At 65.1% G+C, this 26,799-nt stretch carries 22 protein-coding genes and 1 pseudogene; 15 read left to right on the top strand and 8 right to left on the bottom strand.

Features of this window, described 5'->3' with window-relative positions; translation table 11 throughout:
- Positions 1 to 183 (bottom strand): annotated as a pseudogene (locus QQL28_RS42540) (uracil-DNA glycosylase); the annotation flags it as partial.
- A 135-nt stretch (positions 184 to 318) separates the two neighbouring features.
- On the opposite strand from QQL28_RS42540, the gene QQL28_RS42535 reads away from it, so the two are divergent.
- The 3 genes from QQL28_RS42535 to QQL28_RS42525 all read left to right on the top strand — a co-directional run bounded on the left by QQL28_RS42535 (position 319) and on the right by QQL28_RS42525 (position 5,038).
- Complete coding sequence (locus tag QQL28_RS42535; protein WP_284275419.1) at positions 319 to 1,980, top strand: electron transfer flavoprotein-ubiquinone oxidoreductase; 1,662 nt, start codon at positions 319 to 321, stop codon at positions 1,978 to 1,980.
- Positions 1,981 to 2,251: 271 nt separating this feature from the next.
- The gene (locus tag QQL28_RS42530; RefSeq protein ID WP_284275417.1) at positions 2,252 to 4,048 is read left to right on the top strand and encodes a tetratricopeptide repeat protein; all 1,797 of its coding nucleotides are present in this window, start codon (positions 2,252 to 2,254) and stop codon (positions 4,046 to 4,048) included.
- Positions 4,049 to 4,153: 105 nt separating this feature from the next.
- On the top strand, positions 4,154 to 5,038 hold the full coding sequence (locus tag QQL28_RS42525) for a 4-(cytidine 5'-diphospho)-2-C-methyl-D-erythritol kinase (RefSeq protein ID WP_284275415.1): 885 nt from the start codon (positions 4,154 to 4,156) through the stop codon (positions 5,036 to 5,038).
- 122 nt (positions 5,039 to 5,160) lie between these two features.
- On the opposite strand, the gene QQL28_RS42520 is transcribed toward QQL28_RS42525, so the two are convergent.
- The 3 genes from QQL28_RS42520 to QQL28_RS42510 form a co-directional block, all read right to left on the bottom strand.
- A complete protein-coding gene (locus QQL28_RS42520; RefSeq protein ID WP_284275412.1) occupies positions 5,161 to 6,027 on the bottom strand; it encodes an alpha/beta fold hydrolase in 867 nt (288 codons plus the stop codon).
- A gap of 23 nt (positions 6,028 to 6,050) precedes the next feature.
- Complete coding sequence (locus QQL28_RS42515; RefSeq protein ID WP_284275410.1) at positions 6,051 to 6,680, bottom strand: LysE family translocator; 630 nt, start codon at positions 6,678 to 6,680, stop codon at positions 6,051 to 6,053.
- A 113-nt stretch (positions 6,681 to 6,793) separates the two neighbouring features.
- Positions 6,794 to 7,801, bottom strand: coding sequence for a polyprenyl synthetase family protein (locus QQL28_RS42510; protein ID WP_284275408.1), 1,008 nt, complete (start codon positions 7,799 to 7,801; stop codon positions 6,794 to 6,796).
- A gap of 129 nt (positions 7,802 to 7,930) precedes the next feature.
- Between QQL28_RS42510 and QQL28_RS42505 the strand changes: the two genes are divergently transcribed.
- From QQL28_RS42505 to glyS, 6 genes are all read left to right on the top strand, one after another.
- The gene (locus QQL28_RS42505) at positions 7,931 to 8,158 is read left to right on the top strand and encodes a putative signal transducing protein (RefSeq protein WP_027524291.1); all 228 of its coding nucleotides are present in this window, start codon (positions 7,931 to 7,933) and stop codon (positions 8,156 to 8,158) included.
- Positions 8,151 to 8,933 carry a tRNA1(Val) (adenine(37)-N6)-methyltransferase gene (locus tag QQL28_RS42500; protein ID WP_284275405.1) on the top strand — a complete coding sequence of 261 codons (783 nt, stop codon included), beginning with the start codon at positions 8,151 to 8,153 and terminating at the stop codon, positions 8,931 to 8,933. The genes QQL28_RS42505 and QQL28_RS42500 overlap by 8 nt, the downstream gene beginning before the upstream one ends.
- A gap of 214 nt (positions 8,934 to 9,147) precedes the next feature.
- The gene (locus QQL28_RS42495; protein ID WP_284275403.1) at positions 9,148 to 10,059 is read left to right on the top strand and encodes a S49 family peptidase; all 912 of its coding nucleotides are present in this window, start codon (positions 9,148 to 9,150) and stop codon (positions 10,057 to 10,059) included.
- 104 nt (positions 10,060 to 10,163) lie between these two features.
- Positions 10,164 to 10,355: a hypothetical protein gene (locus QQL28_RS42490; protein WP_027524294.1), complete on the top strand. Its 192-nt coding sequence runs from the start codon at positions 10,164 to 10,166 to the stop codon at positions 10,353 to 10,355.
- A 162-nt stretch (positions 10,356 to 10,517) separates the two neighbouring features.
- The gene (locus tag QQL28_RS42485) at positions 10,518 to 11,456 is read left to right on the top strand and encodes a glycine--tRNA ligase subunit alpha (protein ID WP_284275401.1); all 939 of its coding nucleotides are present in this window, start codon (positions 10,518 to 10,520) and stop codon (positions 11,454 to 11,456) included.
- Positions 11,456 to 13,555: a glycine--tRNA ligase subunit beta gene (gene glyS / locus QQL28_RS42480; RefSeq protein ID WP_284275399.1), complete on the top strand. Its 2,100-nt coding sequence runs from the start codon at positions 11,456 to 11,458 to the stop codon at positions 13,553 to 13,555. Before QQL28_RS42485 ends, glyS begins: the two co-directional genes overlap by 1 nt.
- Positions 13,556 to 13,816: 261 nt before the next feature.
- On the opposite strand, the gene QQL28_RS42475 is transcribed toward glyS, so the two are convergent.
- Positions 13,817 to 14,170, bottom strand: coding sequence for a DUF1236 domain-containing protein (locus tag QQL28_RS42475; RefSeq protein ID WP_284275397.1), 354 nt, complete (start codon positions 14,168 to 14,170; stop codon positions 13,817 to 13,819).
- 233 nt (positions 14,171 to 14,403) lie between these two features.
- On the opposite strand from QQL28_RS42475, the gene QQL28_RS42470 reads away from it, so the two are divergent.
- The 3 genes from QQL28_RS42470 (at position 14,404) to QQL28_RS42460 (ending at position 19,572) form a co-directional block, all read left to right on the top strand.
- Entirely contained in the window at positions 14,404 to 14,559 is a 156-nt protein-coding gene (locus QQL28_RS42470; protein WP_254105814.1) for a DUF3096 domain-containing protein, read from the top strand.
- A gap of 95 nt (positions 14,560 to 14,654) precedes the next feature.
- Entirely contained in the window at positions 14,655 to 17,540 is a 2,886-nt protein-coding gene (gene ppdK, locus QQL28_RS42465) for a pyruvate, phosphate dikinase (RefSeq protein WP_284275394.1), read from the top strand.
- A gap of 589 nt (positions 17,541 to 18,129) precedes the next feature.
- Positions 18,130 to 19,572, top strand: a complete 1,443-nt coding sequence (locus tag QQL28_RS42460; protein ID WP_284275392.1) for a cell wall hydrolase — start codon at positions 18,130 to 18,132, stop codon at positions 19,570 to 19,572.
- A 4-nt stretch (positions 19,573 to 19,576) separates the two neighbouring features.
- Here the strand turns inward: QQL28_RS42460 and nadC are convergent, their stop codons facing one another.
- From nadC to nadA, 3 genes are all read right to left on the bottom strand, one after another.
- Positions 19,577 to 20,452: a carboxylating nicotinate-nucleotide diphosphorylase gene (gene nadC / locus QQL28_RS42455; RefSeq protein ID WP_284275390.1), complete on the bottom strand. Its 876-nt coding sequence runs from the start codon at positions 20,450 to 20,452 to the stop codon at positions 19,577 to 19,579.
- Positions 20,453 to 20,466: 14 nt separating this feature from the next.
- On the bottom strand, positions 20,467 to 22,074 hold the full coding sequence (locus tag QQL28_RS42450; protein ID WP_284275388.1) for an L-aspartate oxidase: 1,608 nt from the start codon (positions 22,072 to 22,074) through the stop codon (positions 20,467 to 20,469).
- Positions 22,075 to 22,244: 170 nt separating this feature from the next.
- Positions 22,245 to 23,351: a quinolinate synthase NadA gene (gene nadA, locus QQL28_RS42445; RefSeq protein ID WP_284275386.1), complete on the bottom strand. Its 1,107-nt coding sequence runs from the start codon at positions 23,349 to 23,351 to the stop codon at positions 22,245 to 22,247.
- A 350-nt stretch (positions 23,352 to 23,701) separates the two neighbouring features.
- Between nadA and QQL28_RS42440 the strand changes: the two genes are divergently transcribed.
- From QQL28_RS42440 to QQL28_RS42430, 3 genes are all read left to right on the top strand, one after another.
- Entirely contained in the window at positions 23,702 to 24,952 is a 1,251-nt protein-coding gene (locus tag QQL28_RS42440; protein ID WP_284275384.1) for an MFS transporter, read from the top strand.
- A 40-nt stretch (positions 24,953 to 24,992) separates the two neighbouring features.
- Positions 24,993 to 25,979 carry an acrylyl-CoA reductase (NADPH) gene (gene acuI, locus QQL28_RS42435; RefSeq protein WP_284275382.1) on the top strand — a complete coding sequence of 329 codons (987 nt, stop codon included), beginning with the start codon at positions 24,993 to 24,995 and terminating at the stop codon, positions 25,977 to 25,979.
- 111 nt (positions 25,980 to 26,090) lie between these two features.
- Positions 26,091 to 26,690: a hypothetical protein gene (locus QQL28_RS42430; RefSeq protein WP_284275380.1), complete on the top strand. Its 600-nt coding sequence runs from the start codon at positions 26,091 to 26,093 to the stop codon at positions 26,688 to 26,690.
- Positions 26,691 to 26,799 lie beyond the last annotated feature (109 nt).

Here is a 26,799-nt window from a genome sequence, read left to right as displayed (position 1 = left end):
CATCACCGCCGGCGCTGCAGCGGGGCGCGGCGCCTCGACTGGCGGCGCCACGCGTGCGACCGGGGGCGGCGCATCCGCCTCGGCGAGGCGGTCGATCGGTTCCTCGGCAAGCGCGCAGTCGACGCCGGCCTCCAGATAGAAGGCCAGCAGCTCGCGGACGGTGGGGGTGGGTTCGCTGATCATGGCAACTTATGTCATTTGGGTCAGTTTAGGGGCCCTTGCATCCCAGCGAAACGCATTTCCGAGGTTGTCCTGCCCGGAAAAATCGGAAACAAGGGGGCGCAAACGACCAGGGACCGTCTCAAGGGCTGAGATCAGATGAGCACCGAAGAACTTCCCCCGCGCGAATCCATGGAATTCGACGTCGTCATCGTCGGCGCCGGCCCCTCGGGCCTGTCGGCTGCGATCCGGCTGAAGCAGCTCAACGCCGATCTCAATATCGTCGTGGTGGAAAAGGGCTCGGAAGTCGGCGCGCATATTCTTTCGGGCGCGGTGATCGATCCCGCCGGCCTCGACAAGCTCTTCCCCGACTGGCGCGAGGATGCCGATTGCTCGCTCAAGACCCAGGTGAAGGACGATCGCTTCTACTGGATGACGGCGGGCGGCGCGATCAAGCTGCCGAACTTCCTGATGCCGCCGCTGATGAACAATCATCATTGCTACATCGGCTCGCTCGGCAATGTCTGCCGCTGGCTGGCGCGCAAGGCCGAAGCGCTCGGCGTCGAGATCTATCCGGGCTTTGCGGCAGCCGAAGTGCTCTACGACGAGGCTGGCAACGTGAAGGGCATCGCCACCGGCGACATGGGCATCGGCAGGGACGGCAAGCCGAAGGACTCCTTTACCCGTGGCATGGAATTGCTCGGCAAGTACACGCTGTTCGCCGAAGGCGCGCGCGGCTCTCTCTCCAAGCAACTCATCGCCAAGTTCGCGCTGGATGCGAAGAGCGAGCCGGCGAAATTCGGCATCGGCCTGAAGGAAGTCTGGCAGATCGATCCCGCCAAACATCAGAAGGGGATGATCCAGCATTCCTTCGGCTGGCCGCTCGACATGAAGACCGGCGGCGGTTCGTTCCTCTATCATTACGACGACAATCTCGTCGCCGTCGGCTTCGTCGTGCATCTCAATTACGACGATCCCTATCTGTCGCCGTTCGACGAGTTCCAGCGCTTCAAGACTCATCCGTCGATCCGCGGCACCTTTGAAGGTGGCAAGCGGCTCGCTTATGGCGCGCGCGCCATCACCGAGGGCGGCTACCAGTCGGTGCCGCGCCTGAGCTTTCCTGGCGGCGCGCTGATCGGCTGCGCGGCCGGCTTCGTCAACGTGCCGCGCATCAAGGGCGTGCACAATGCAATGGGCTCGGGCATGCTCGCCGCCGAGCATGTCGCAGCCGCGCTCGCCGCGGGCCGCGCCAATGACGAACTCGTCGAATACGAGAACGCGTGGCGCTCGTCCTCGGTCGGCAAGGATTTGTTCCTGGTCCGCAACGTCAAGCCGCTATGGTCGAAGTTCGGCACCGTGCTCGGCGTCGCGCTCGGCGGCTTCGACATGTGGTGCAACACGCTCTTCGGCGCCTCGCTGTTCGGCACCCAGTCGCACGCCAAGCCCGATCGCGCCACGCTCGACACGGCGAAGAGCCACGCTCCGAAAAACTATCCGAAGCCCGACGGCAAGATTTCCTTCGACAAGCTGTCATCGGTGTTCCTGTCCAACACCAACCATGAAGAGGACCAGCCGGTTCACCTGAAGGTTGCGGACATGAACCTTCAGAAGACCTCGGAGCACGACGTCTTTGCCGGTCCCTCGAACCGTTACTGCCCGGCCGGCGTCTATGAATGGGTGGAGGAGGGCGCGAGCCCGCGTTACGTCATCAACGCCCAGAATTGCGTTCACTGCAAAACCTGCGACGTCAAGGACCCGAACGGCAACATCACCTGGGTTCCGCCGGAGGGCGGCGGCGGGCCGAATTACGAGGCGATGTAGGATTCGGGCAAACTGCCGCACGATCGCGTGAGGGGAAGTGACCGCGGATCACACTGCCCGCGGCCACGATAAGGCCATAGTAAAAGGGTTTTGGGGCGGACAGGGCCGGTAAGGGTGAGCGCCGAATCGGCTTCCGAAAACCCCGCCGAATCCTTGCGATTGGGCGCTAAAAGCGGCATTGTTCCCGGCTATGACGGTTCCGGGTCCCGATGCCACCGGTCGCGTTTGCAAGCGAGACGACCCTGACCTCCCAAACTTAAGGCGAGCCCTGATGTTTTCAAATCGTTTCAACCGCTGGACTGCTGCTGCCATCGCCCTTGCCGGTTCTGCGATCGTGGCGGTCCCGGGCGTGGTCCTGGCGCAGACGCCGGATCATCCAGCCGACACGGCGGTGCAGTTTCCGACCCGGAATGATTTGAAGTCGCTCACCGGTGCGGGCAGCTATCTCGCCGCGCGCCACGCCAGCGTCGAACGCGACGCCTCGTCCGCTGCCGCCTTCTACCGTTCGGCGCTGCGCACCGATCCGAAGAACAACGAGCTGCTCGACCGCGCTTTCATCTCCTCCGTCGCGGATGGCGACATCGACGAAGCCGTCAAGCTCGCCGAGCGCATCCTGACCATCGACAAGTCGAACCGTGTCGCGCGCCTCGTGGTCGGCGTGCACGACCTGAAGATGAAGAAATATGCGACCGCCCAGAGCAACATCAATCAGTCGATCCGCGGGCCGATCACCGATCTGGTCGCGACGCTGTTGTCCGGCTGGGCCGCGTACGGCGCGGGCGACTCGAAGGCCGCTGTCGCCAGCATCGACAAGCTGACTGGCCCGGAATGGTATCCGCTGTTCAAGGACCTCCATGCGGGCATGATCCTCGAGCTCGCCGGCAAGGAGAAGGACGCCGGAACCCGTTTCGAGCGTGCCTACAAGCTCGACGATTCCATGCTGCGCATCACCGAAGCCTATGCGCGCTGGCTGTCGCGCAACAAGGATGCGGCCGCTGCGACCACCGTCTACGAGGCCTTCGACAAGAAGCTCGCCCGTCATCCGCTGATCCAGGACGGCCTGCGCGAGACCCGCGCCGGCAAGAAGATGCCGCCGCTGATCGATTCCGCGCAAAGCGGTGCGGCCGAAGCGCTCTACGGCATCGGCGCCACGCTGACCCGCCGCGGCGGCGAAGACCTCGCGCTGGTCTATCTCCAGCTCGCGCTCTATCTCCAGCCGAGCCATCCGCTCGCGCTGCTCTCGCTCGCCGACCTCTATGAATCGGTGAAGCGGCCGCAGATGGCGATCAAGGTCTATGAGCGCGTGCCGGCGAACTCGCCGTTGAAGCGCAACGCGCAGATTCAGCTCGCGGTCGATCTCGACTCCGCCGACAAGACCGACGAGGCGATCAAGATCCTCAAATCCGTGGTCGTGGAAGATCCGAAGGATCTCGAAGCCATCATGGCGCTCGGCAATATCGAGCGCGGCCGCAAGAAGTTCGGCGATTGCGGTGGGACCTACTCGCAAGGCATCGCGGTGCTGCCGGCCGGCGCCGATAAGTCCAACAGCGTCTGGTACTACTACCGCGGCATCTGCGAGGAGCGCTCCAAGCAGTGGGGCAAGGCGGAAGCCGACATGAAGAAGGCGCTCGAGCTCCAGCCCGACCAACCGCATGTCCTCAACTATCTCGGCTATTCCTGGATCGACCAGGGCGTCAATCTCGACGAGGGCATGAAGATGATCAAGCGCGCCGTCGAGCAGCGCCCCGACGACGGCTACATCGTCGATTCTCTTGGTTGGGCTTACTATCGCATCGGCAATTACGAGGAGGCGGTGAAGAACCTCGAGCGTGCGATCGACCTGAAGCCCGAGGATCCCACCATCAACGACCATCTCGGCGATGCCTACTGGCGCATCGGCCGCACGCTGGAAGCCAAATTCCAGTGGTCGCATGCGCGCGATCTGAAGCCCGAGCCGGACGATCTGCCGAAGATCGAGGCCAAGATCGCCAACGGTCTGACCGACGACAATTCGAATTCTTCAGCCGCGCAGGCAGAGAAGAAAAAGGACGACGGCAAGGGCGGCTGATCGGGGCGCGCATGATCCGGACCCGGAGGGCCGCGTTAGCGCAAAGTGTTCAGCGGTTTTCCGACAAGATCATGCGCAAATGAAGTCTTTGGGGGTTGGTCGCCGATGTCGGCGTTGATTGAGGAAGGACGGGCGAAGGTCAATCTGAGCCTTCGCGTCGTCGGCCGTCGCACCGACGGCTATCATGATCTCGAAAGCGTGGTCGCATTTGCCGATTGCGCCGATCGTCTTACGCTCGAGCCGGACGGAGAGCTGAAGCTCACCACCACGGGCCCGCTCGCTGCAGCCTGCGGCGAAACCGCTGACAATCTCGTGCTCAAGGCGGCGAGGCTTCTCGCTGAGGCCGTGCCCAACCTGAAGCTCGGCGCCTTCGCGCTCGACAAGGTGCTTCCCGTTGCAGCCGGTATCGGCGGCGGCTCGGCGGATGCTGCGGCAGCCTTGCGGCTGCTCGCGCGCCTCAACAATCTGTCGCTCGATGATCCCCGTTTGCAGAAGGTCGCGCTTGCGACCGGTGCCGACGTGCCGGTATGCCTGCTCTCGCGCGCCTGTGACATGACCGGCGTCGGCGAGCAGCTCCTGCCGCTGATGCTGCCCAGCATGCCCAGCGTGATGGTGAACCCGCGCGTTCAGGTCGCGACCAAGGATGTGTTCCAGGCACTGGGCCTGCGCAACGGCGAGCTTCTGGTCGGCGTCACCGATGTCTTCGAAGCGCCGGCCTGGCCGGAGGAGGGCGGGTCGATCGCCGATTGGGTCGACGTTCTTTCGACCGTGCCCAACGATCTCGAAGAGCCCGCTATGCGCATCGAGCCCGTGATCGGCGACGTGCTGGAGGCCTTGCTCGCCTGTGCCGGCGTCAAGCTCGCCCGTATGTCGGGTTCGGGCGCGACCTGCTTTGCGATCTTCGGCAGCCCGGCCGAGGCGCATGCCGCGGCCGAGACGATCCGCCGCGACCACCCCGGCTGGTGGGTGCATGCGGGGACGTTGAGCTAGGGGCGATCACCGCCTAGCCCGGATGAGCGAAGCGACATCCGGGACATTTCCTTCCGCGCGGTCTCCCGCATATCGCTTCGCTCATGCGGGCTACGATTCAGCGCAAAGCCGATGTGCCCGTCCTACGCATCCGCCAGCCCGAGGAACCGCCTGATCGCGCCGAGCACCTCGCGCGGCCGGTCGTGATGCAGCCAGTGTCCGGCGCCGCTGATCGTCTCGATGCGCGCCTTCTGGAAGTAGCGCTCCAGGCCTGCTCCCCTGGAGCCGGCGAGGAAGCTTTCGTCCGCATTCAGGAGCAGCGTGGGGCAGGAGATGCGCGCCCACAATGCGACGTGATCGTCCGGCCAGAGCCGGTGCGGCGCAGAGGCGCGCTGATAGGGATCGAACTTCCAGCTATAGGTGCCGTCCTCGTTCCGTTGCGCGCCGTGAGTTGCAAGATGCAGCGCGAGGTCGCCAGACAGCCGCTTGTTGTGAAGCACCATCTGCGCAGCCGCGTCCTCGAGGGTCGAATAGCGGCGCGGCGTGCGGTCGTGCAGTTTGTCGAGCTGGTTGACCCATTTGGCGATGCGCTCATGCGTGGGGGCCTTTTGCGCATCCGGCAAGACGGTCACGCCGTCGAGAACCACCAGTGCCGACACCTGTTCCGGAAACGATCCCGCATAGATCAGGCTCACCATCCCGCCCATCGAATGGCCGACGAGGATCACCTCTTGTGCGCGGGTGGTGCGGACGAGCTGCGCCAGATCGTACACATACTCGGTCAGTGCGTAGCTGCCGCCCCTGGTCCAGTCGGAATCGCCGTGGCCTCGAAGGTCGGGAGCGAGCACGCGAAAATGCGGCTGCAACGCGCGGGCGATTGCGTCCCAGCTCCGGCAATGATCGCGGCCGCCATGAACCAGGATGACGACCGGTGCGCCCTCATTGCCCCAGTCGGCATAATGCAGCCGCAGGCCGTGAGACTCATAGAAGCAACTCTTTGGCCCAAGCATCGTGTGGCGATCCTATGCGGACGCTAACCTTGCACCGGCCTACGCGCCAGCGCGAGCGAGCGGCCGAGACCTGCGATGAAAACGCCGGAGCCTTGGGTGAGGCGCTGCATGAGACGTGGCCGGCTGATCAGTTGCGCGCGGGTCAGCGACGCCATCAGCACCACGACGATATCGGCGAGCGTGTTCAGCGTCACCGAGATCGCGCCGAGCAGGATGAATTGCAGCGTCGGGCTGGCGGACGGATCGAGGAACTGGGGGATGAACGCCAGGAAGAAGGCCGTGGTCTTCGGGTTCAGCGCTTCGACCAGCACGCCGTCGCGGAAAGCGCGTTTATCGCCGACGGGCTCCGCCTCCAGCGCGGGAGGCCGGCCGGCGCTGCGAAAGGTCCGGACGCCGAGCCAGACCAGATACAGCGCGCCCAGGAACTTCACGGCGGCGAACAGCTCGGCGCTCGCAAGGATGATGGCCGAAATGCCGAGGCTGCCTGCGACCACATGGACCATACCGCCCAGCGCCGTGCCGGCAGTCGAAGCGAACCCGCTTGTGCGTCCTTCCGCCAAGGTCCGCGCGGCGACGTAGAAGATGCCGGGACCGGGAACCAGGGCAATGACGAGGGCGGCGGCGAGGAACAGCCAGAAGTTCGCGTCGACCATTCGCGGAGGCCGCTAAAGCGCGATGAATTTAGGTTGAATCGTCATCGCGCTTTAGCTCCCTGTTTGAACACGATCTTTTCGGAAAACCGCTGCACACTTTTCCGGATCGTGCGCTAGTGCGACCGTGCGAGGCAGAACGCCACGACCTGCTCCAGCGCGCTCTTCATCGGCGAGGACGGGAACAGCGCCAGCGCATCGACGGCCATGGCGCCGTAGTGCTGGGCGCGGCTCAGCGTGTCCTCGAGCGCGCGGTGCTTGTTCATCAGCCCGATGGCGTGATCGAGATCGGTGTCCCCAATCTCGCCGCGCTCCAGCGCCCGTATCCAGAAGGCGCGCTCGCTGTCGTTGCCGCGGCGGAACGCGAGCACCACGGGCAGCGTGATCTTGCCTTCGCGGAAATCGTCACCGGTGTTCTTGCCGAGCTTGGCGCTCTTGCCGCCATAGTCGAGCACGTCGTCGACGAGCTGGAAGGCGATGCCGAGATTCATGCCGACCGAGCGGCAGGCGGTCTGCTCGGCCTTTGGGCGGTTGGCGAGCACGGGCCCGACTTCGCAGGCGGCAGCGAACAGTTCCGCAGTCTTGGCGCGGATCACGGCGAGATATTCGTCCTCGGTGGTCGCGGTGTTCTTGGCCGCGGCGAGCTGCATCACCTCGCCCTCGGCGATGGTCGCAGCCGCAGCCGAGAGGATGTCGAGCGCCCGCAGCGAGCCGACCTCGACCATCATGCGGAAAGCCTGTCCGAGCAGGAAGTCGCCGACCAGCACGCTCGCCTCGTTGCCCCAGAGCATGCGCGCCGACAATTTGCCGCGCCGCATCTCGCTCTCGTCGACGACGTCGTCGTGCAGCAGGGTCGCGGTATGCATGAACTCGACGGAGGCGGCGAGCTTGATATGGCCGTCGCCGGTGTAGCCGGCGAGGTTGGCCATGGCGAGGGTGAGCATCGGCCGCAGACGCTTGCCGCCGGAGGAGATCAGGTGGTTGGCAACCTCCGGGATCATGGTCACCTCGGAGCCGGTCCGCGACAGGATGGTCGCATTGACCCGCTCCATATCGGGGGCGACAAGGGCAACCAGCTCTTCGATCGACGCGCCGGGAGTTTCGAAAGGTACGATTACGGCCACGCCGGTCTCCAATATTTGCCCCGGAAGGGCTATTCTGATCCAAAGACAATAGAAACTGCGGGCGGATGCGGCAAGTGCCGCGGAACCATTGACATTTCCGCCCACCCCGCGTCAGGCAGGAGGCTCGTTTTGCGCGAACTGGTTCGGACCAACGACATGGTGCTGGTGTCGGCGATCGGCGCACTGCTCGACGGCGCCAATATCCACCATCTGGTGCTGGACCAGAACATGAGCATCATCGAGGGCTCGCTCGGCATCCTGCCGCGGCGTATCCTGGTCCATGAGGACGATGCCAGCGAGGCGCGACAACTCCTGACCGAGGCCGGCCTCAGCCATGAATTGCGCGGCGATGACTGAGCTCGCCCAAAATGTCACGGAGGATGGCGTCACCGAGGACGCGTTCCTTGGCGGGCAATTGTGCCTGATGCAGAAGCGGTCTGGTCACCGCGCCGGTCACGATGCGATCCTGCTGGCCGCGGCGACCGCGGCCGAGGCAGGCGATCGCGTCGTCGATTTCGGCGCTGGCGTCGGCGCGGCGGGCCTTGCGCTGGCGCGTCGCGTCCCCGGAATCAGCCTGACGCTGGTCGAGATCGATCCGGAGCTTGGCAGCCTCGCGCGCGCCAACGCGGCCGCGAATGCGATTGAAGCCGAGGCGATCGTCCTCGACACCACGGCCGGTGCGGAGAGCTTCGCGGCCTGCGGCCTTTTGCCTGACAGTGTCGACGTCGTCCTGATGAATCCGCCCTTCAACGATGCCCTGCGCCACCGCGGCTCTCCGGACCAGGCGCGTCACGTCGCCCATGTCGCGACGGAGGAGACGCTGCATGCCTGGGTGCATGCAGCGCGGCGCATTCTCAAGTCCGGTGGTGCGCTGACCTTGATCTGGCGCGCAGATGGGATAGCAGACGTATTGACAGCGCTGTCACGCGGCTTCGGAAGCCTCTCGGTGTTGCCGGTTCATGGCGATACGGAGAAGCCTGCGATCCGCGTGCTGGTCCGCGCCATCAAAGGCGGCAGGGCACCGACGCGCATCCTGCCGAGCCTGATGCTCAACGAAGAGTCACGTGTGCCTAAAAAAGAGGTGCAGGAGGTATTGGCCGGAAGGGCGGTGCTGCCGCTAGCGGTGCCGTGAAAATCTACTGGGGAAGCGAGTTCGACTGCTGTTCTTGCGTCGTGGTGAAGCGAATCGCAGTGAAAAGCGCACCCATCAACATCACTAGCAGATAGATCTTCATGGTGCCCTCCGCTGCGCCATTGCAGCCTCCCAATGGAGACTTTGCAAAACACGTTCCAGGCACTTCCAATGACAGTCGCGTGATAAGAAATGGTAAAGACGAGGTAACGGCATGGCCGAACAATTGAGCGATACGAATAAGTCGTCCGGCCTGATTGACGGGTTCATCGAATATCTGCCGGCACGCTTCCGTCCCGGCGTCGCCGTCGTGCCGGTGGTGCGGCTGTCGGGAGTGATCGGCGCGGTGACGCCGCTGCGGCCGGGCATGACGCTCGCCGGCGTGGCGCGCGTGCTGGAGCGTGCGTTCTCGTTCCGGAATGCGAAGGCGGTGGCGCTCGTCATCAACTCGCCCGGCGGCTCGCCGGTGCAGTCGCGCCAGATCTATCTGCGGATCAAGCAACTCGCGGCCGAGAAGAAGCTGCCGGTGTTGGTGTTCGTCGAGGACGTCGCCGCCTCCGGCGGCTACATGATCGCCTGCGCGGGCGACGAGATCTTCTGCGATCCCTCCTCGATCGTCGGCTCCATCGGCGTGGTCGGCGGCAGCTTCGGCTTTCAGGAGGCGATCAAGCGGCTCGGCATCGAGCGGCGGCTCTATACCGCCGGCGAGCACAAGGCGATGCTCGATCCGTTCCTGCCCGAGAACCCTGATGACGTGGCGCGGCTCAAGAAGCTCCAGCGCGAGATCCACGCGATCTTCATCGCTCTGGTGAAGGAGAGCCGTGGCGGGCGCCTGAAGGGTGACGAGGACACGCTGTTCACCGGCGAATATTGGGCGGGCGATACCGCGATCTCGCTGGGTCTTGCCGACGGCATCGGCGATCTCCGCTCAACTCTTCGTGCCCGTTACGGCGAGAAGGTTCTCACCCCCGTGATCGCGCAGCCGACCGGGCTGCTGTCCGGCCTGTTTGGCCGCAAAGCGCCCGGCGCAGGCCAGCTTTCGGCCCTGGAGGGGGTGACCAGCCTGCCGGATGAGCTGATTTCGGCGCTGGAAACACGGGCGATTTGGGCAAAATTCGGGTTCTAGCAGTAGCCAGCCCGCGCCATTTGGTCCGAACCAAGCCAATTGCGGCGCGGGCCCGTCTGCGCGAGAATGCGCGTGGGGGCTGAGCATTGAACAAGGATCGACCGATGCCGCCGTTCGTTGCATTCGCGGGCGTCCTGGGCGGGCTAGCCGTGGTCCGCTGGGCCTACAAGACCGCTGTCCGGATCAACCAGGAGCTGGAGGAGATGCGCCTGTCGCGCGTCGCCGAAGCCGCCCGCATGGGGGAAATCCAGACGCTGAAGCGCGACCCGGTCACCGGGGCGTATCGCCCGGGCTAGTCATTCGACTTTCTTGCACTGTCATTCCGGGTTCGCCCTTCGGGCGCCCCGGAATGGCGTCGCTGTCTGGGGCCAAAGGGCCCCCCTTTGCCTTGATTCCCACCGCCGCCGTCGATACGGTCCCGCGCGATTCAAAACCCCCCGCGAAAGCCTGACCTGACGATGGACGCCTCATTGCCCGCCCATATGCGCCCGGACCGCTCGTTCCAGGGCCTGATCCTGGCGCTGCAACGCTATTGGGCGGATTACGGCTGCGTGATCCTCCAGCCCTACGACATGGAGGTCGGCGCCGGCACGTTCCACCCTGCGACCACCCTGCGTGCGCTTGGCCCGAAGCCGTGGAATGCCGCCTATGTGCAGCCCTCGCGCCGGCCGAAGGACGGCCGCTACGGCGAGAACCCCAACCGGCTTCAGCACTATTATCAGTTCCAGGTGATCCTCAAACCGTCGCCGCCGGACCTCCAGGAACTGTACCTGAGGTCGCTCGCCGCGATCGGTATCGATTCCGCCGTGCATGACATCCGCTTCGTCGAGGACGACTGGGAGAGCCCGACGCTGGGCGCGTGGGGCTTGGGGTGGGAATGCTGGTGCGACGGCATGGAAGTCTCGCAGTTCACCTACTTCCAACAGGTCGCCGGCGTCGAATGCGCGCCGGTCGCGGGCGAGCTCACCTATGGGCTGGAGCGGCTTGCCTGCTACCTGCAGGGCGTCGACCGCATCATGGATCTCAACTTCAACGGCCGCGAAGGCGACCAGAAGGTCACCTACAGGGACGTGTTCTTTCAGGCCGAGCAGGAATATTCGCGGCACAATTTCGAATATGCCGACACCGCGATGCTGTTCGAGCAGTTCAAGATGGCGGAAGAGGCCTGCAAGAAATACCTCGCGGCCGGCTGGCGCGAAGGGGGCAATCGGAAACAACACCTGATGGCGCTGCCGGCCTATGACCAGTGCATCAAGGCGAGTCACGTGTTCAATCTGCTCGACGCGCGCGGCGTCATCTCGGTGACCGAGCGCCAGAGCTACATTTTCCGGGTGCGCGAGTTGGCCAAGGCCTGCGGCGAGGCCTGGGTGCACACCGAAGCGGGCGGAGTGGCCTGATGCCCGATCTGTTGCTGGAGCTGTTCTCCGAGGAAATCCCCGCGCGCATGCAGGCGAAGGCGGCCGACGATCTGCGCCGCATGGTCACCGACAAGCTCGTCGCCGAAGGTCTCGTCTATGAAGGCGCCAAGGCGTTTGCGACGCCGCGCCGCCTTGCCCTGACCGTCCACGGCATCCCTGCGCGCCAGCCCGATCTCAAGGAGGAGCGCCGCGGTCCGCGCGTCGGCGGACCGGAGCCTGCGATCCAGGGATTTTTGAAAGCCACGGGCCTTGCCTCGCTGAGCGAAGCAAAGATCCAGAGCGACAAGAAGGGCGACTTCTACATCGCGCTGATCGAGAAGCCCGGCCGTGCAGCGATCGACGTGATCGCCGAGATCCTCCCCGTGATCATCCGCACCTTCCCCTGGCCGAAATCGATGCGCTGGGGCGAGCGCTCGGCCAAGCCGGGTTCGCTCAACTGGGTGCGTCCGCTGCACGCGATCACCGCGACCTTCGGGCTCGAGACAGAAGAGCCTGATGTCGTGAAGTTCTCCGTGGACGGCATCGAGACCGGCGAGACCACCTATGGTCATCGTTTCCTGGCACCCGCCGCGATCAACGTGCGCCGCTTCGAGGATTACGAGGCCAAGCTGCTCGACGCAAAAGTCGTGCTCGATGCCGAGCGGCGCAAGGATTCGATCCTGACCGACGCCAAGCAGCTCGCCTTTGCCCAAGGCTTCGAGCTGGTCGAGGACCAGAACCTGCTCGACGAGGTCGCGGGCCTCGTCGAATGGCCGGTTGTGCTGATGGGATCGTTCGATCAGGAATTCTTGTCGATCCCCGCGGAAGTGATCCGCGCCACCATCCGCAACAACCAGAAGTGCTTTGTGGTCAGCGATCCCAAAACGGGCAAGCTCGCCAGCAAGTTCATTCTCATTGCGAATATCGAGGCGACCGACGGCGGCAAGGCGATCGTCTCCGGCAACGAGCGCGTGATCCGCGCGCGGCTGAGCGATGCAAAGTTCTTCTACGAGACCGACCTCAAGACGAAGCTGGAAGACCGGCTGCCGAAATTCGAGCAGATCGTGTTCCACGAGAAGCTCGGCACGCAAGGAGAGCGCATCAAGCGCATCGAGCGCCTGGCGGCCGAGATCGCGCCGCTGGTCGGCGCCGATGTCGCGAAAGCCAAGCGCGCCGCGCATCTGGCGAAGGCGGATCTGCTGACGGAAGTCGTCGGCGAATTCCCGGAAGTGCAGGGCCTGATGGGCAAGTACTACGCGCTGGCCCAGGGCGAGGACACCTCCGTCGCCGCAGCCTGCGAGGAGCACTACAAGCCGCAAGGGCCGGCTGATCGCGTACCGACCGATTCGGTAAGCGTCGCGGTGGCACTCGCGGACAAGCTCGATACCCTCGCCGGGTTCTGGGCGATCGACGAGAAGCCGACGGGAAGCAAGGATCCCTATGCGTTGCGCCGTGCGGCGCTCGGAGTGATCCGGTTGATTGCCGAGAATGCGCTTCGCCTGTCGCTGTTGAAGGCGGCCGCGTCAGCGCTTGCCGGTTTGTCGGTGAAGCCCACGGATACGCAGAAGATTCCGAACGACCTCCTCGCCTTCTTCGCCGACCGTCTCAAGGTTCAGCTCCGCGAGCAGGGCGCGCGTCATGATCTTGTCGACGCCGTGTTCGCGCTCGGTGGTCAGGACGATCTCCTGATGATCGTGCGCCGCGTCGAGGCGCTCGGAAAGTTCCTCGACTCCGATGACGGCAAGAACCTGCTTGCCGGCACCAAGCGCGCCGGCAACATCCTCAGCATCGAGGAGAAGAAGGACAAGCGCACCTTCGACGGCGCGCCGGATGCTGCGCTCTACAGCCTCACGGAGGAGAAAGCTCTGGCGAAGGCGATCGGCGAGGTGAAGGCGGAAGCGAGCGCTGCCGTCGCGAAGGAAGACTTTGCCGCCGCGATGAGCGCAATGGCAAAGCTCCGTCCGCCGGTCGATGCCTTCTTCGACAAGGTCCGCGTCAACGACGAGGACCCGAAGGTGCGCGAGAACCGGTTGAAGCTCTTGAACGAAATCCGTAGCGCGACGCGTGCGGTCGCGGACTTCTCGAAGATCCAGGATTGATCGCTCTCGTGCCCCGGATGCTGCACAGCGCGCCGCCTCTTGCGGCGTGATGCGCTGCTGATCCGGGGCCATGCCGCGTGCTGGCGGCACGAAGCTGGGTCCCGGCTCTGCGTCGCACCGCTACGCGCTGCGACGCGTCCGGGACACGAGAGCGCGAAAAAAAGCCCCGCCCGGCGGGGGGATGACCGGGCGGGGCCTGATGTCCGAAAACTCTACGCGCGCCGAGCCTTGTTATTGGCCTTTTGGGGGCACGCCGGACATCTAGTCCAGAACCTCGACGATGCGTCGCGAGCGCGGCTCGACCAGCACGGTTTCGCCGTTCACGACGGTGTAGCGATAGGTCGTGGCGCCGAAGCGCTGCGGCACATCGTAATAGGTGATGCCGGTTTCCGGCAGCACGGTGCCGATCACGATGCGGTCGGGGACACTGAAGGCCGGCACGCGCTGCTCGACGACATAGTCGCGAAACGCCGGTCGCTGCTCGACGGCGATGCCAGGGCTGCGTTCGACCACGACGGGCGCGCGGCCGATCGTGACGTCGGCTTGCGCCTGCGCCGCGACGGGCGCGGCGAGCGCTGCGCCAAGCGCTGCAAGAGCAAGAATTCTGTTCCGCATAGGCAACTCCTTCCGAAGGACGATTTCGGGATGCGCCAGTGGCGCGGTCGGTTGCCAATGCTGCGGCGTGCGCAATGTTCCGGAAAATTGAGTGCCGCATTCGCGGCAATTTCAGGCAGTTTTCGTGCGAGGCGGAACCCAGGTATGGGCTTGTGCGTCTCTACTCGCGGAACCGGGCCCGGTATGATCCGGCCGCGATTCGCATCACCCCGAAGCCTCGAGAAAGAAATTTCATGCATCTCACCGTCGCCCACATCTCGCCGATCATGTCGCTGATCGCCGGCGTGCTCATCCTGATCATGCCGCGGCTCCTGAACCTGATCGTCGCGATCTTTCTGATCCTGAACGGCGCGATCGGGCTTGGCCTCTTGAAGTGGCTGCATCTCTAATCTCCCCATCCCCCTTCAGTCCGACTTGCGCGAGCCCGCCCAAAATGGTGTAAGGCCCGCGATTTCCCGTTCCTCTCGCAGGTTGTGTGCAAGCTATGGCCAAAGCCGCCTCGAAGCCTAAGAAAATCCCAGCGAAATCAAAGCCCTCTGCCAAGGCGAAAGCCGCGCCGGCGGCCCGCAAGGCGTTGCCCAAAAGCGCGGTGAAGAGCGCCGCGAAGACGGCTGCGAAGCCCGCCCCCAAGCCGGTCAGCAAGCCGGTGGCTCCCAAGGTCGCGGCGAAGCCTGCGCCGAGTGCCGCCAAGGCGGGCAAGTGGGTCTACACCTTTGGCGACGGCAAGGCCGAGGGAAAATCCGAAATGCGCGACCTGCTCGGCGGCAAGGGCGCGAACCTCGCCGAGATGGCCAATCTCGGCCTGCCCGTGCCTCCCGGCTTCACCATCCCGACCTCGGTCTGCACCTACTTCTACGCGCACGAGAAGACCTATCCGAAGGAATTGAAAGCGCAGGTCGAAAAGGCGCTCGACTATGTCGGAAAGCTGACCGGCAAGGCGTTCGGCGATGCCAAGAACCCGCTGCTCGTCTCGGTGCGCTCCGGCGCGCGCGCCTCGATGCCGGGCATGATGGACACCGTGCTCAATCTCGGCCTCAACGACGAGACCGTGGAAGCGCTGTCGGAATTGTCGGGCGACCGCCGCTTTGCCTATGACAGCTATCGCCGCTTCATCACCATGTATTCCGACGTGGTGCTCGGCTTCGAGCATCACCATTTCGAGGAAATCCTCGACACCTTCAAGGACAGCCAGGGTTATTCGCTCGACACCGACCTCACCGCGGAGGACTGGGTCGATCTGGTCGGCAAGTACAAGGATGCGGTGGCGCACGAGACCGGCAAGGAGTTTCCGCAGGATGCGCACGACCAGCTCTGGGGAGCGATCGGCGCCGTGTTCTCATCCTGGATGAACGCGCGCGCGGTGACCTACCGCAAGCTGCACGACATTCCGGAATCCTGGGGCACCGCGGTCAACGTGCAGGCCATGGTGTTCGGCAACATGGGCGAGACGTCGGCGACCGGAGTCGCCTTCACCCGTAATCCCTCGACCGGCGAGAGCAAGCTCTACGGCGAGTTCCTGATCAACGCGCAGGGCGAGGACGTGGTGGCGGGCATCCGCACGCCGCAGGACATCACCGAGGATGCGCGGAAAGAATCCGGCTCCGACAAGCCGTCGATGGAAACGGCGATGCCGGAGGCGTTCAAGGAGCTGACGCGCATCTACACGCAGCTCGAAAAGCACTACCGCGACATGCAGGACATGGAGTTCACCGTCGAGCGCGGCAAGCTCTGGATGCTCCAGACCCGCGGCGGCAAGCGCACCGCGAAGGCGGCGCTGCGCATCGCGGTCGAGCTCGCCAATGAGGGCCTGATCTCGAAGAAGGAAGCGGTGACGCGCATCGATCCGGCTTCGCTCGATCAGCTGCTGCATCCGACCATCGATCCCAACGCCAAGCGCGACGTGATCGCCACCGGCCTGCCGGCTTCGCCCGGTGCTGCCTCCGGCGAGATCGTGTTCTCCTCGGATGAAGCCGCCAAGCTCCAGGCCGACGGACGCAAGGTCATCCTGGTCCGCATCGAGACCAGCCCGGAAGACATCCACGGCATGCACGCGGCCGAGGGCATCCTCACCACTCGCGGCGGCATGACCTCTCACGCGGCGGTGGTCGCGCGCGGCATGGGCAAGCCCTGCGTCTCCGGCTGCGGCACGATCCGTGTCGATTATGGCCGCGGCACCATGAGCATCGGCTCGCGCACCTTCAAGACTGGCGATGTCATCACCATCGACGGCTCGCTCGGCCAGGTGCTTGCCGGCCGCATGCCGATGATCGAGCCGGAGCTGTCCGGCGAGTTCGGCACGCTGATGAACTGGGCCGACCAGGTCCGCAAGATCGGCGTGCGCGTCAATGCCGATACGCCGGAGGATGCGCGCACCGCGCTCAAGTTCGGCGCGGAAGGCATTGGTCTCTGCCGCACCGAGCACATGTTCTTCGAGGAGACGCGCATCCGCACGGTGCGCGAGATGATCCTCTCCGAGGACGAGCAGTCGCGCCGCGCCGCGCTGGCAAAGCTCCTGCCGATGCAGCGCGCCGACTTCGTCGAGTTGTTCGAGATCATGAAGGGCTTGCCCGTCACGATCCGGCTTTTGGATCCTCCCCTCCATGAATTCCTGCCGCACACCCACGCCGAGATCGAGGAAGTGGCGCGCGCCATGAACACCGACCCGCGCCGCCTGGCGGATCGCGCGCGCGAGCTCTCGGAGTTCAACCCGATGCTCGGCTTCCGCGGCTGTCGCATCGCGATCGCGTATCCCGAGATCGCCGAGATGCAGGCGCGCGCGATCTTCGAGGCCGCGGTCGAGGCGCAGCGGCGCACCGGCAAGGCCGTCGGTCTCGAAGTGATGGTGCCGCTGATCGCGACCAAGGCCGAGCTCGACCTCGTCAAGGCGCGCATCGATGCCACCGCCCAGGCGGTGCTGCGCGACACCAACACCAAGCTCGCTTATCAGGTCGGCACCATGATCGAGCTGCCGCGCGCCTGCCTGCTCGCGGCCGAGATCGCGCAGTCGGCCGAGTTCTTCTCGTTCGGCACCAACGACCTGACGCAGACCACCTACGGCATCAGCCGCGACGACGCCGCGAGCTTCCTCGGTCCCTACGTGACCAAGGGAATCTTGCAGATCGATCCCTTCATCGCGCTCGATCAGGAAGGCGTCGGCGAGCTCGTCAAGATCGGCGTCGCGCGCGGCCGCAAGACGCGCTCTTCGCTCAAGGTCGGCATCTGCGGCGAGCACGGCGGCGATCCCGCCTCGGTGGCGTTCTGCCACGCGATCGGACTCGACTACGTCTCCTGCTCGCCCTATCGCGTGCCGATCGCACGCCTCGCGGCAGCCCAGGCCGCGCTTGGCAAAGCGGTTGCAAGCCAGGCGTGAGCTTGATCAAGATCTGAGAATGAGAGAGGCGGGGCCAAGGCTCCGCCTCTTTTCGTTTGCGCGCAACTGCACCCACATCGTCATTGCGAGCGCAGCGAAGCAATCCAGAAATCGTTCCACGGTGACAGTCTGGATTGCTTCGCTGCGCTCGCAATGACGAGCTTCTTGATGCCGCATGCCGCGCACACACCGTCATCGCCCGCGAAAGCGGGCGATCCAGTATTCCAGGGGCGGTGACGAATACGGAGAAGCCGCGGCGTACTGGATGCCCCGCTTTCGCGGGGCATGACAGTGGTGATGTGGAGGCGCTCCTTCGCAACGACGGAACCGCGCGCGTCCCGTATTGATGCGCACGCGCAAGAGTTCCTTCACCATATGCGTTGACGAGACGTTTACCTCTTTGCATGAGGTCGCATTTACCAATGCGTCCGGTCGCCCCGTGAAAACGCCTGCGATTGCTTGAGTGTGTTGCATACGCAACGCCGATTAACTCCCCGGCAACCTAAATTAGATAGCAACAAAAAGGATCGAATTGCACGGACGAACTGCATTCGATCTTCTCTAGCGTAAGCGTTGCGTGAGCGTATCGATGTTTGTGTTGCGTAACCATCCGAAGGGCGCGCGGTTCGCGTCCTTCGGAATCGGTCTCTGCATCTTCGCATTGGTGCCGAGAGAGACCGGATATCAGGACATTGCTTCGCTGCTGGCGCGCCAACCCGGCGTCGCCGAGCGCTGGCAGAGGCAGGTATTCTCCGCGGCGTCCTCGATCCAGCTCGCCACCTACAGCTTTGCCCGGCCGATCGGAACCTCGGTTCCGCAGAGCGCGAGCTATCGCCTCGCGAGCCTGGACGATCGCGACGTCACGGGCAGCATCGCGCGCAATCCGGCGCTCCAGGCGCCGCCGCGCTATCAGGCCGCTGATTTTCCGCGCGTGGATCGCACGCTGAAGGGCGACCGTCTCTCGACCGTCACGCCCGCGCCGGCTGAGCCGGCCGCGCCATCGGCGGCGCCCGCCGCGCAGGATCCCGCGACATCGAACAGCTCGGTCTTTGGCGCCAAGACGGCCGCGTTGCCGCAGGCGATGTCGCCGGAGTCCGCGGCCGCGCTTGATCCCGAGCTCGAGGAAGCGCTGCGCGCGCCGCCGCTGCCGCAATATTCCACCACGCCATCGGCGAGCGACACCGCGCTGTCGCTTGCGGCCCAGCCGCTCAACGATTTGAAGCCGGCCCCAGCCGCGCCGGCGCGCGATCCCTTCAGCGTCAAGACGTCGAACCTGTTCTTCGGCAGCTCGTCGCTCGGCGGCAGCCTCGAGGGCATGGAGAGCTGGCAGCCCGGCGCCGAGCCGCTGATCGTGATGCCGGACCCCGATATGAAGGTGATGGCCTCGCTGCCGCCATCGTCGGAGGAGGAGGTCGCAAGGGCGACCGAGAGTGGCGAGAGCGTTGCGCCCAAGGGCGAGGTCAATGCCGACGACCAGCGCGTCAGGTCGCCGGCCGAACGGCTCGCCCTCGACGACAAGTCGCGCGCCAAATCAGAGAAGTGCCTGGCTGAAGCCGTGTACTTCGAGTCGCGCGGTGAGGCCGTGCGTGGCCAGATGGCGGTTGCTCAAGTGGTGATGAATCGCGTGTTCTCCGGCAAATATCCGGACACCGTGTGCGGCGTGGTCTATCAGAACAAGTACCGCCACTTTGCCTGCCAGTTCACCTTCGCCTGCGACAACAATCCCGACGTGATCCGCGAGCCCGACATGTGGGAGCGCGCCAGGAAGATCGCGAAAGCGATGCTCGACGGCCAGATCTGGCTGCCCGAGGTCGGCAAGTCGACGCACTACCATGCCTATTGGGTGCGGCCGTCCTGGGTCGCCGAGATGAAGAAGACGTACAAGTTCGGCGTGCACACCTTCTACCGGCCGCGCGCCTGGGGTGATGGCAGCGAGGAGCCAAGCTGGGGCACGCCGGCACAGACCGCCGCGCTCTCGGCCGAGCTCGCGCAGGAAGCCAAGAGCTCGGCCGAGCTGGGCGCGACGCGCTAGCGCGTTACGCCTCGATGTCCAGCGCGCAGTCGAAATTCGGCGCCGAATGGGTCAGCGCGCCTGATGAGACGTAGTCGACGCCGGTCGCCGCGATCTGTGCAATCGTATCAAGCGTGACACCACCGGACGCTTCCAGCGCGACGCGCCCGCCTGCGAGCTTCACCGCCTCGCGCAACGTGGCGATGTCCATGTTGTCGAGCAGCACCGCGTCGGCAAGGCCGGTGTCCAGCACCTCGCGCAGTTGCGCCAGCGTATCGACCTCGATCTCGATCTTCACGAGATGGCCGGCATGGCCGCGGGCGCGTTCCAGCACGGGGCGGATGCCGCCTGCGACCGCGATGTGGTTGTCCTTGATCAGGATCGCGTCATCCAGGCCAAAGCGATGGTTGAAACCGCCGCCGCAGCGCACCGCGTATTTCTCCAGCGCACGCAGCCCCGGCGTGGTCTTGCGCGTGCAGCAGATCCGCATCTTGCTGCCTTCGGTCTGGCGGACGTAGTCGGCCGTCAGCGTCGCAATGCCGGAGAGCCGGCCGACGAAGTTCAGCGCGGTCCGCTCGGCCGTGAGAATGGCGCGGGCAGGGCCCGATATCGTGAGCACGCGCTGTCCGGCCTTCACGCGCGCGCCATCGCGGACGTGCGCCTGCACCTTAATCGCATCGGAGAGCTTTTGCAGCGTCGCCAGCGCCAGCGGCAGGCCGGCGATCACGCCGGCCTGCCGCGCGACCAGGATCGCGTGGGCGGTGTTGGCCTCGGGGATCGTCGCGAGCGAGGTGATGTCGCCGGCGCGGCCGAGATCTTCGTCGAGCGCGCGGTGCACGGCTTCGTCGATCGCGAGCGGCGAGAGGAAGGCGTCGGGGTGGAGCAGGGAAGCAGGCGTCATGACAAGCGTCTCCGTCAGGCGATCATGGCTTGCGCCGTCCGGCGCGCAGGTTGTTCGGTCAACGCTTCGGCGATCTCGCGCGCAGCGGTGAGCGTCGTCATGGTGCGCTCCGCGAAGGCCGGCGCCTCGGTCGGATGGTCGGAGCGGAAATGCGCGCCGCGGCTCTCGTGGCGGGTGAAGGCGGATGCGGCAACGAGCAGCGCCGTGGTCGCCATGTTGCGAAGCGCGACGCTGCCGGCATCGCTCTCAAGCGCCGCAAAATGCTGCACGGCCTGCGCAAGTCCGTCGCTATCGCGGATCACGCCGACATTTGCACTCATCATTGCACGCAATTTCGTCTCGGTCCTCGTATCGATCGCGGCGTTGCGCGGCGTCACCAGCGCTTCCGGCAGGTGGGCCGGTGAGGGGATTGCGCGGCCGGCGATGTCCTCCGCGATGCGGGCGGCATAGACGACGGCCTCCAGCAGAGAGTTCGAGGCGAGCCGGTTGGCGCCATGCGCGCCGGTCGAGGATACCTCGCCGCCGGCCCAGAGCCCGTCGATGGACGTGCGGCCGTGTGTATCCACCGCGATGCCGCCCATGTGGTAGTGCGCGGCAGGCGCAATCGGGATCGGCTGCCTCGCCGGATCGAGGCCAGCCGCGATGCAGCTCGCATGGACGGTCGGGAATTTTTTGGCGAAGCGCGGCCCCAGCGCCTCCCGCGCATCGAGGAACGCGCCGCGGCCGGCCGCGATCTCCGCGAACACGCCGCGTGCGACGATGTCGCGCGGCGCGAGTTCAGCGAGCGAATGGCGTGCCGCCATGAAGCGTTCGCCCTTGCCGTTGATCAGAACAGCGCCTTCGCCGCGCAGCGCTTCGGTCGCAAGCGGCGCCGGATCGCGGCCGGCTATGATGGCGGTCGGATGGAACTGCACGAACTCCGGATCGGCGATGACGGCGCCGGCCCGTGCCGCGATCGCGAGACCCGATCCACTTGCTTCGGCGGGGTTGGTCGTGACGGCATAGAGGTGGCCGATGCCGCCGGTTGCCAGCACCACCGCGCGCGAAGCGATGATGACGGGGCGCGCCATCGCATTGCCGGCGTCGCGAAGCTGCAAACCGGTGACGGCGCCGTCTTCGGTCAGCAGCGCCTCGGCGACAAGGCCTTCGATCAGGCGGATCGACGGCGTGCGCCGCACGGCCTCGCTGAGCGCCGCGATGATCGCTGCGCCCGCCATGTCGCCGCGCACTTGCACGATGCGCCGCGCCGAATGCGCAGCTTCCCGCCCCACCGCAAGCCTGCCCTCGAGATCGCGGTCGAAGGGCACGCCGTAGCTGAGGAGATCGTGGATGCGCGGCGCCGCCTCGCGCGCAATCCCGAGCGCAACCGCTTCATCGACGAGACCCGCGCCGACCGCGACGGTGTCGGCGGCGTGCGCCTCGGGGCTGTCGCCTTCGCCGACGGCCGCCGCGATGCCGCCTTGCGCCCAGGCCGACGATGCGCCCTGTCCGAGCGGCGCGGCCGAGATCAGCGTCACGGGCCGCGGCGCCAGCTTGAGCGCACAGAACAGGCCGGCGAGGCCGCCGCCGACGATGACGATGTCGTCGGTGGTGCGGGTGAGATCGTGGATGGTGTTTGGCATGGCTGTCTCCAAGTTCTCCGCTGTCGTCCCGGCGAAGGCCGGGACCCATAACCCCAGGCGGAATTGTTTTGCGAAGTTGTTCGACGGCGTTCTTCGCAACGACGTCTGCCTGTGGTTATGGGTCCCGGCCTTCGCCGGGACGACAGTTGTGCTGTGTTGCCGCTCCGTGCTCAATTCTTCAGATTGATCATCCGCTCGACCGATCGCCGCGCGCGCTCGGCGATGGCGGGATCGATCATCACCTCCTCGCTGAGCGTCAGCAGGCTGTCCAAAATGTTCGACAGCGTGATGCGCTTCATGTGCGGGCAGAGATTGCAGGGGCGCAGCATCTCGATGTCGGGCAGCTCGGCGCGCACATTGTCGGCCATCGAGCATTCGGTGATCATCACGAGCCGCTTCGGCCGCTTCTCGCGCACCCAGTTGATCATGTGCGCGGTCGAGCCGGTGAAGTCGGCCTCCGCCAGGACGTCTGGCGGGCATTCCGGATGCGCGATGATCTGCACGGACGGATCGGCTTCGCGAAAGCTGCGCAGCTCTTCGCCGGTGAAGCGCTCATGCACCTCGCAGGCGCCTTTCCAGGCGATGATCTTCACGTCGGTCTTCGACGCAACGTATTTCGCGAGGTACTGGTCGGGCAGGAAGATCACGCTCGGCGCGCGCAGGCTTTCGACCATCTGCACCGCATTCGACGAGGTGCAGCAGATGTCGACCTCGGCCTTCACCTCGGCGGAGGTGTTGACATAGGCGACGACGGGCACGCCCGGAAACTTTTCGCGCAAGAGGCGCACGTCCGCACCCGTGATGCTGGCGGCGAGCGAACAGCCGGCACGGGAATCCGGGATCAGCACCGTCTTGTCCGGATTGAGCAGCTTCGAGGTCTCCGCCATGAAGTGCACGCCACATTGCACGATGATGTCGGCCTTCACCTTGGTCGCCTCGACCGCCAGCTGGAGCGAGTCGCCGCCGATATCGGCGACACAGTGGAAGATCTCCGGCGCCTGGTAGTTGTGCGCGAGGATCACCGCGCCCCGCGCCTGCTTCAGCTCGTTGATCGCCTTGATGGCCGGCGCCATCAGCGGCCACTCGATCGACGGGATCACGTGGCGGACGCGCTCGTAGAGGTGCGCCGTGGCCTGCTCGACCTCCGGTGTCCATTCCAGCAAAGGCCGCGGCAATGCGGGGCCGCGGTTGCCGACGGGCTTGCGTGCGGTGGGAGCGGGCTGGCCCTTCGGCCGCCTGGTGAAATCGTCGGGACCGTAAATTCCAGAGATCGGCATCGAAGCCTCCCGCTCTAATATACTCAATTTGAGTATATGTAGGCCGTTAGAAATCCGGCCCTTCAAGGCCGGCTGGGTTTGGGAGCCGCAATCAGGATTGGCCGGACACCACCGCAGCTCGGGAATGGGTCGGCAGCCCACGTTAATATGCTCAATGTGAGTAAATCAAACTTAGCATGCGGAGGCTCTGGCCGCCAGACCCTTTCGGACACATTCCCGTGCGCCCCCCGCTCAGGATTTGCAGGGCTGCAATGCCGGGCAGACCTCTTGGGATTTTCATGCAGATGCATTAATTGCTTCGGTCGCGGTGACCTATTCCGGACCCGCCAACGGCTCAAAAAGGAAATTGCATGTCGGCAAGCGTGGGCGACGTCGGTCCGGTTTCGCGTTCTTCCTCCTGGCGCACGCCAGCGATCATCATTCTCTGTGGCTGCGCCATCGGCATGCTGGGCTTCGGTCCGCGCTCGAGCCTCGGCTTCTTCGTCCAGCCAATGAGCCACGAATTTTCCTGGGGCCGCGACGTCTTCGGCCTCGCGATCGCCGTGCAGAATCTGTTGTGGGGACTGGGCCAGCCGTTCGCCGGCGCGGTCGCCGATCGCTTCGGCCTGTTCCGCGTGATGTGCGTCGGCGCCGTGCTCTATGCCGGCGGCCTGCTGTTGATGCGCTATTCCTCGACACCGCTGTCGCTCAACATCGGCGCCGGCGTCATGGTCGGCTTCGGCCTTGCCGGCTGCTCGTTCAATCTCGTGCTGTCGGCCTTCAGCAAGCTGCTGCCGGCCGAGAAGCGCGGCCTCGCGCTCGGCGCCGGCACTGCGGCCGGCTCGTTCGGGCAATTCCTGTTCGCGCCCGTGGGCGTCGCGCTGATCGACAATTTCGGCTGGCAGCAGACGCTCACGGTTTTCGCGGGCCTGATGCTTCTGATCATTCCGCTGTCGTTCGCGTTGTCGACGCCGCCGGTTGCGAGCTCGTCCAGCACGCCGGCCGCTGAGCAGTCCTTCACCAAGGCGCTTGCCGAGGCCTTCGGCCATCGCTCCTATGTTTTGCTCGTGCTCGGCTTCTTCACCTGCGGCTTCCAGCTTGCTTTCATCACCGTGCATCTGCCGGCTTTCCTCGTCGATCGCGGCATCTCCACGCAGGTCGGCGGCTGGGTGATCGCGGCCATCGGGCTCTTCAACATGGTGGGCTCGCTGAGCGTCGGCTGGCTGCAAAACTATCTGCCCAAGCGCTACATCCTCTCGACGATTTACTTCATCCGTGCGCTCGCGACGCTCGCCTTCATCTCGTTCCCGATCACGCCGTTCTCGGCAATCGCGTTCGGCGCCGTGTCCGGCCTGATGTGGCTCTCGACCGTGCCACCGACCTCGGCGCTGGTGGCGCTGATGTTCGGCACACGCTGGCTCGCAACCCTCTATGGCTTTGCGTTCGTCAGCCATCAGGTTGGCGGCTTCCTCGGCGTCTGGCTCGGCGGCATCGTGTTCGAGCGGTTCGGTTCCTACACGTCGATCTGGTGGCTCTCGATCCTGTTTGGCGTGCTCTCCGCGCTAATCAATCTGCCGATCGAGGAGAAGCCTGTCTCCAGAGCGGTTGCGCAGCCTGCCTGATCGGCTAAACATCCCCTGAAACAAGTCAGGGAGTGCAGTCGTGGCAACCTTCAAGGCGATCCGGATCGACAAGGCGGACAAGGGCACCACCGCCGCATTGACGCAGTTCGACGAAGCCGAACTGATGGAGGGCGACGTCACCGTGCGCGTCGAGTGGTCGACGCTGAACTACAAGGATGGTCTTGCGCTCACCGGCAAGGCGCCGGTCGTGCGCCGCTTCCCGATGATCGCCGGCATCGATTTCGCCGGCACCGTCGAGCAGTCTTCTCATCCGCAGTGGAAGGCGGGCGACAAGGTCGTCTGCACCGGCTGGGGCATGGGCGAGACGCATCTCGGCGCCTATGCCGAGAAGGCGCGGGTGAAGGGCGACTGGCTGGTCGCGCTGCCGCAGGGCCTGTCGGCGTGCGACGCCATGGCGATCGGCACCGCCGGCTTCACCGCGATGCTCGCGGTGCTGGCGCTGGAGAAGCAGGGCATCTCGCCGAAGAGCGGCCCCGTGGTGGTGACGGGCGCAGCCGGTGGTGTCGGCTCGGTTGCAACCGCCGTGCTGTCGAAGCTCGGTTACCACGTCATCGCCTCGACGGGGCGTGCGGCCGAAGCGGGTTATCTCCGGGAATTGGGAGCGGCCGAGGTGATCGACCGCAACGAGCTGTCCGTGCCGGCAAAGCCGCTCGCCAAGGAGCGCTGGGCCGGCGGCGTCGATAGCGTCGGCTCGACCACCCTCGCGAACCTCCTGGCGATGACGAAGTACGGCGGAGCGATTGCAGCCTGCGGTCTGGCCGCCGGTATGGATCTGCCGTCCTCGGTCGCGCCGTTTATTTTGCGCGGGGTGTGCCTTCTCGGCATCGATTCGGTGATGTGCCCGATCGCGCCGCGGAAGGCCGCCTGGCAACGCCTTGCGTCCGACCTGGATCGGACGAAACTATCTGAAATTACTAAGGAAATTTCGCTCGACCAAATCATCGAGTGGGGGCCGAAGATTCTCGCGGGCGAGGTCCGCGGCCGCATCGTGGTAAAAATTCTCTAACGGCGTTCAGACTTTACCAACCAAGCTGCTTCAATGTCGCCACGGTTGGTATGGTAAGCAGCGGGTAAAGAGATCAGGCTTGCCCGCTACTGGGGTTGTCGGAGTAAGAGCATGCTTGCGCGTATTGTGTTGGGGGCTGTCACGGCTGCGGCAACGGTCGCCCCGGCCATTGCAGGAAGTATGAACGCGGACGAGGCGCGCCGGTTCGTGGCGGGCAAGGTGTTCGCCTTCACCTGTTTCGATGGGACCCGCGGTGCAGGCCGCATCCTCGATGATCTCGGTGCTGCAGGCGCAGTGCAGTTCTCGGGCGCCGGTCCCGTTCGCCACCTTCGTCTGCCGGGCAACACGCTCCAGATCCGCGGCCAGAACGTCTGCGCCTCGATCAAGGGGATTCCGTTCGAACCATGCTTCAACCTGGAAAAGACCGATGACCGCAGCTTCCGCGGCTCGGTCTCGGGTATGAGCTTTGCCTATTGCGATTTCCACCACCAGGGTGGCAATCAGATGCTGATGGCGCGCGCGTCGGCGCGGCCGCGCTCGCTGCGCGCACCACAAGCGACCGGCTCCGTCAGTGCGTCTGCAACCGAAGTTGCCGCGCGTGTCGAGACGCCGCGCGTCGAGACCGGCCGCATCGAGCCGGTGAAGTCGCAAGCAAAGCCCGAAGCGCCGAAGAACGAAGGCCCGCTCGAGTTGCGCCGCTCGACCGACTGAGCCTTGCCGGCCCGGCGCATGTGCTTTCTGCGCCGCTATCGGTCAGACCTGACGAACTGTCTTCGCCGCCGCGCCGTAGTCATACGGGCGGCGGTTTTCATGCGGCGGC

Origin of the sequence: Bradyrhizobium iriomotense, assembly GCF_030160715.1 — a bacterium.
GTDB classification, from domain to species: domain Bacteria; phylum Pseudomonadota; class Alphaproteobacteria; order Rhizobiales; family Xanthobacteraceae; genus Bradyrhizobium; species Bradyrhizobium iriomotense.
Note: the sequence above shows the minus strand (reverse complement) of the source record. Positions and strands in the feature narration are given on the sequence as shown.

Excerpts from the sequence above, each read along its gene's own strand:
- QQL28_RS42470 (WP_254105814.1), top strand. The coding sequence starts at position 14,404 with ATGCATCTCACCGTCGCCCACATCTCGCCGATCATGTCGCTGATCGCC.
- QQL28_RS42475 (WP_284275397.1), bottom strand. The coding sequence starts at position 14,170 with ATGCGGAACAGAATTCTTGCTCTTGCAGCGCTTGGCGCAGCGCTCGCC.
- QQL28_RS42515 (WP_284275410.1), bottom strand. The coding sequence starts at position 6,680 with ATGGTCGACGCGAACTTCTGGCTGTTCCTCGCCGCCGCCCTCGTCATT.
- ppdK (WP_284275394.1), top strand. The coding sequence starts at position 14,655 with ATGGCCAAAGCCGCCTCGAAGCCTAAGAAAATCCCAGCGAAATCAAAG.
- QQL28_RS42440 (WP_284275384.1), top strand. The coding sequence starts at position 23,702 with ATGTCGGCAAGCGTGGGCGACGTCGGTCCGGTTTCGCGTTCTTCCTCC.
- QQL28_RS42525 (WP_284275415.1), top strand. The coding sequence starts at position 4,154 with ATGTCGGCGTTGATTGAGGAAGGACGGGCGAAGGTCAATCTGAGCCTT.
- nadC (WP_284275390.1), bottom strand. The coding sequence starts at position 20,452 with ATGACGCCTGCTTCCCTGCTCCACCCCGACGCCTTCCTCTCGCCGCTC.
- QQL28_RS42530 (WP_284275417.1), top strand. The coding sequence starts at position 2,252 with ATGTTTTCAAATCGTTTCAACCGCTGGACTGCTGCTGCCATCGCCCTT.
- QQL28_RS42490 (WP_027524294.1), top strand. The coding sequence starts at position 10,164 with ATGCCGCCGTTCGTTGCATTCGCGGGCGTCCTGGGCGGGCTAGCCGTG.
- QQL28_RS42460 (WP_284275392.1), top strand. The coding sequence starts at position 18,130 with ATGTTTGTGTTGCGTAACCATCCGAAGGGCGCGCGGTTCGCGTCCTTC.
- QQL28_RS42485 (WP_284275401.1), top strand. The coding sequence starts at position 10,518 with ATGGACGCCTCATTGCCCGCCCATATGCGCCCGGACCGCTCGTTCCAG.
- nadA (WP_284275386.1), bottom strand. The coding sequence starts at position 23,351 with ATGCCGATCTCTGGAATTTACGGTCCCGACGATTTCACCAGGCGGCCG.
- QQL28_RS42520 (WP_284275412.1), bottom strand. The coding sequence starts at position 6,027 with ATGCTTGGGCCAAAGAGTTGCTTCTATGAGTCTCACGGCCTGCGGCTG.
- QQL28_RS42430 (WP_284275380.1), top strand. The coding sequence starts at position 26,091 with ATGCTTGCGCGTATTGTGTTGGGGGCTGTCACGGCTGCGGCAACGGTC.
- QQL28_RS42450 (WP_284275388.1), bottom strand. The coding sequence starts at position 22,074 with ATGCCAAACACCATCCACGATCTCACCCGCACCACCGACGACATCGTC.
- QQL28_RS42535 (WP_284275419.1), top strand. The coding sequence starts at position 319 with ATGAGCACCGAAGAACTTCCCCCGCGCGAATCCATGGAATTCGACGTC.
- QQL28_RS42495 (WP_284275403.1), top strand. The coding sequence starts at position 9,148 with ATGGCCGAACAATTGAGCGATACGAATAAGTCGTCCGGCCTGATTGAC.
- glyS (WP_284275399.1), top strand. The coding sequence starts at position 11,456 with ATGCCCGATCTGTTGCTGGAGCTGTTCTCCGAGGAAATCCCCGCGCGC.
- QQL28_RS42500 (WP_284275405.1), top strand. The coding sequence starts at position 8,151 with ATGACTGAGCTCGCCCAAAATGTCACGGAGGATGGCGTCACCGAGGAC.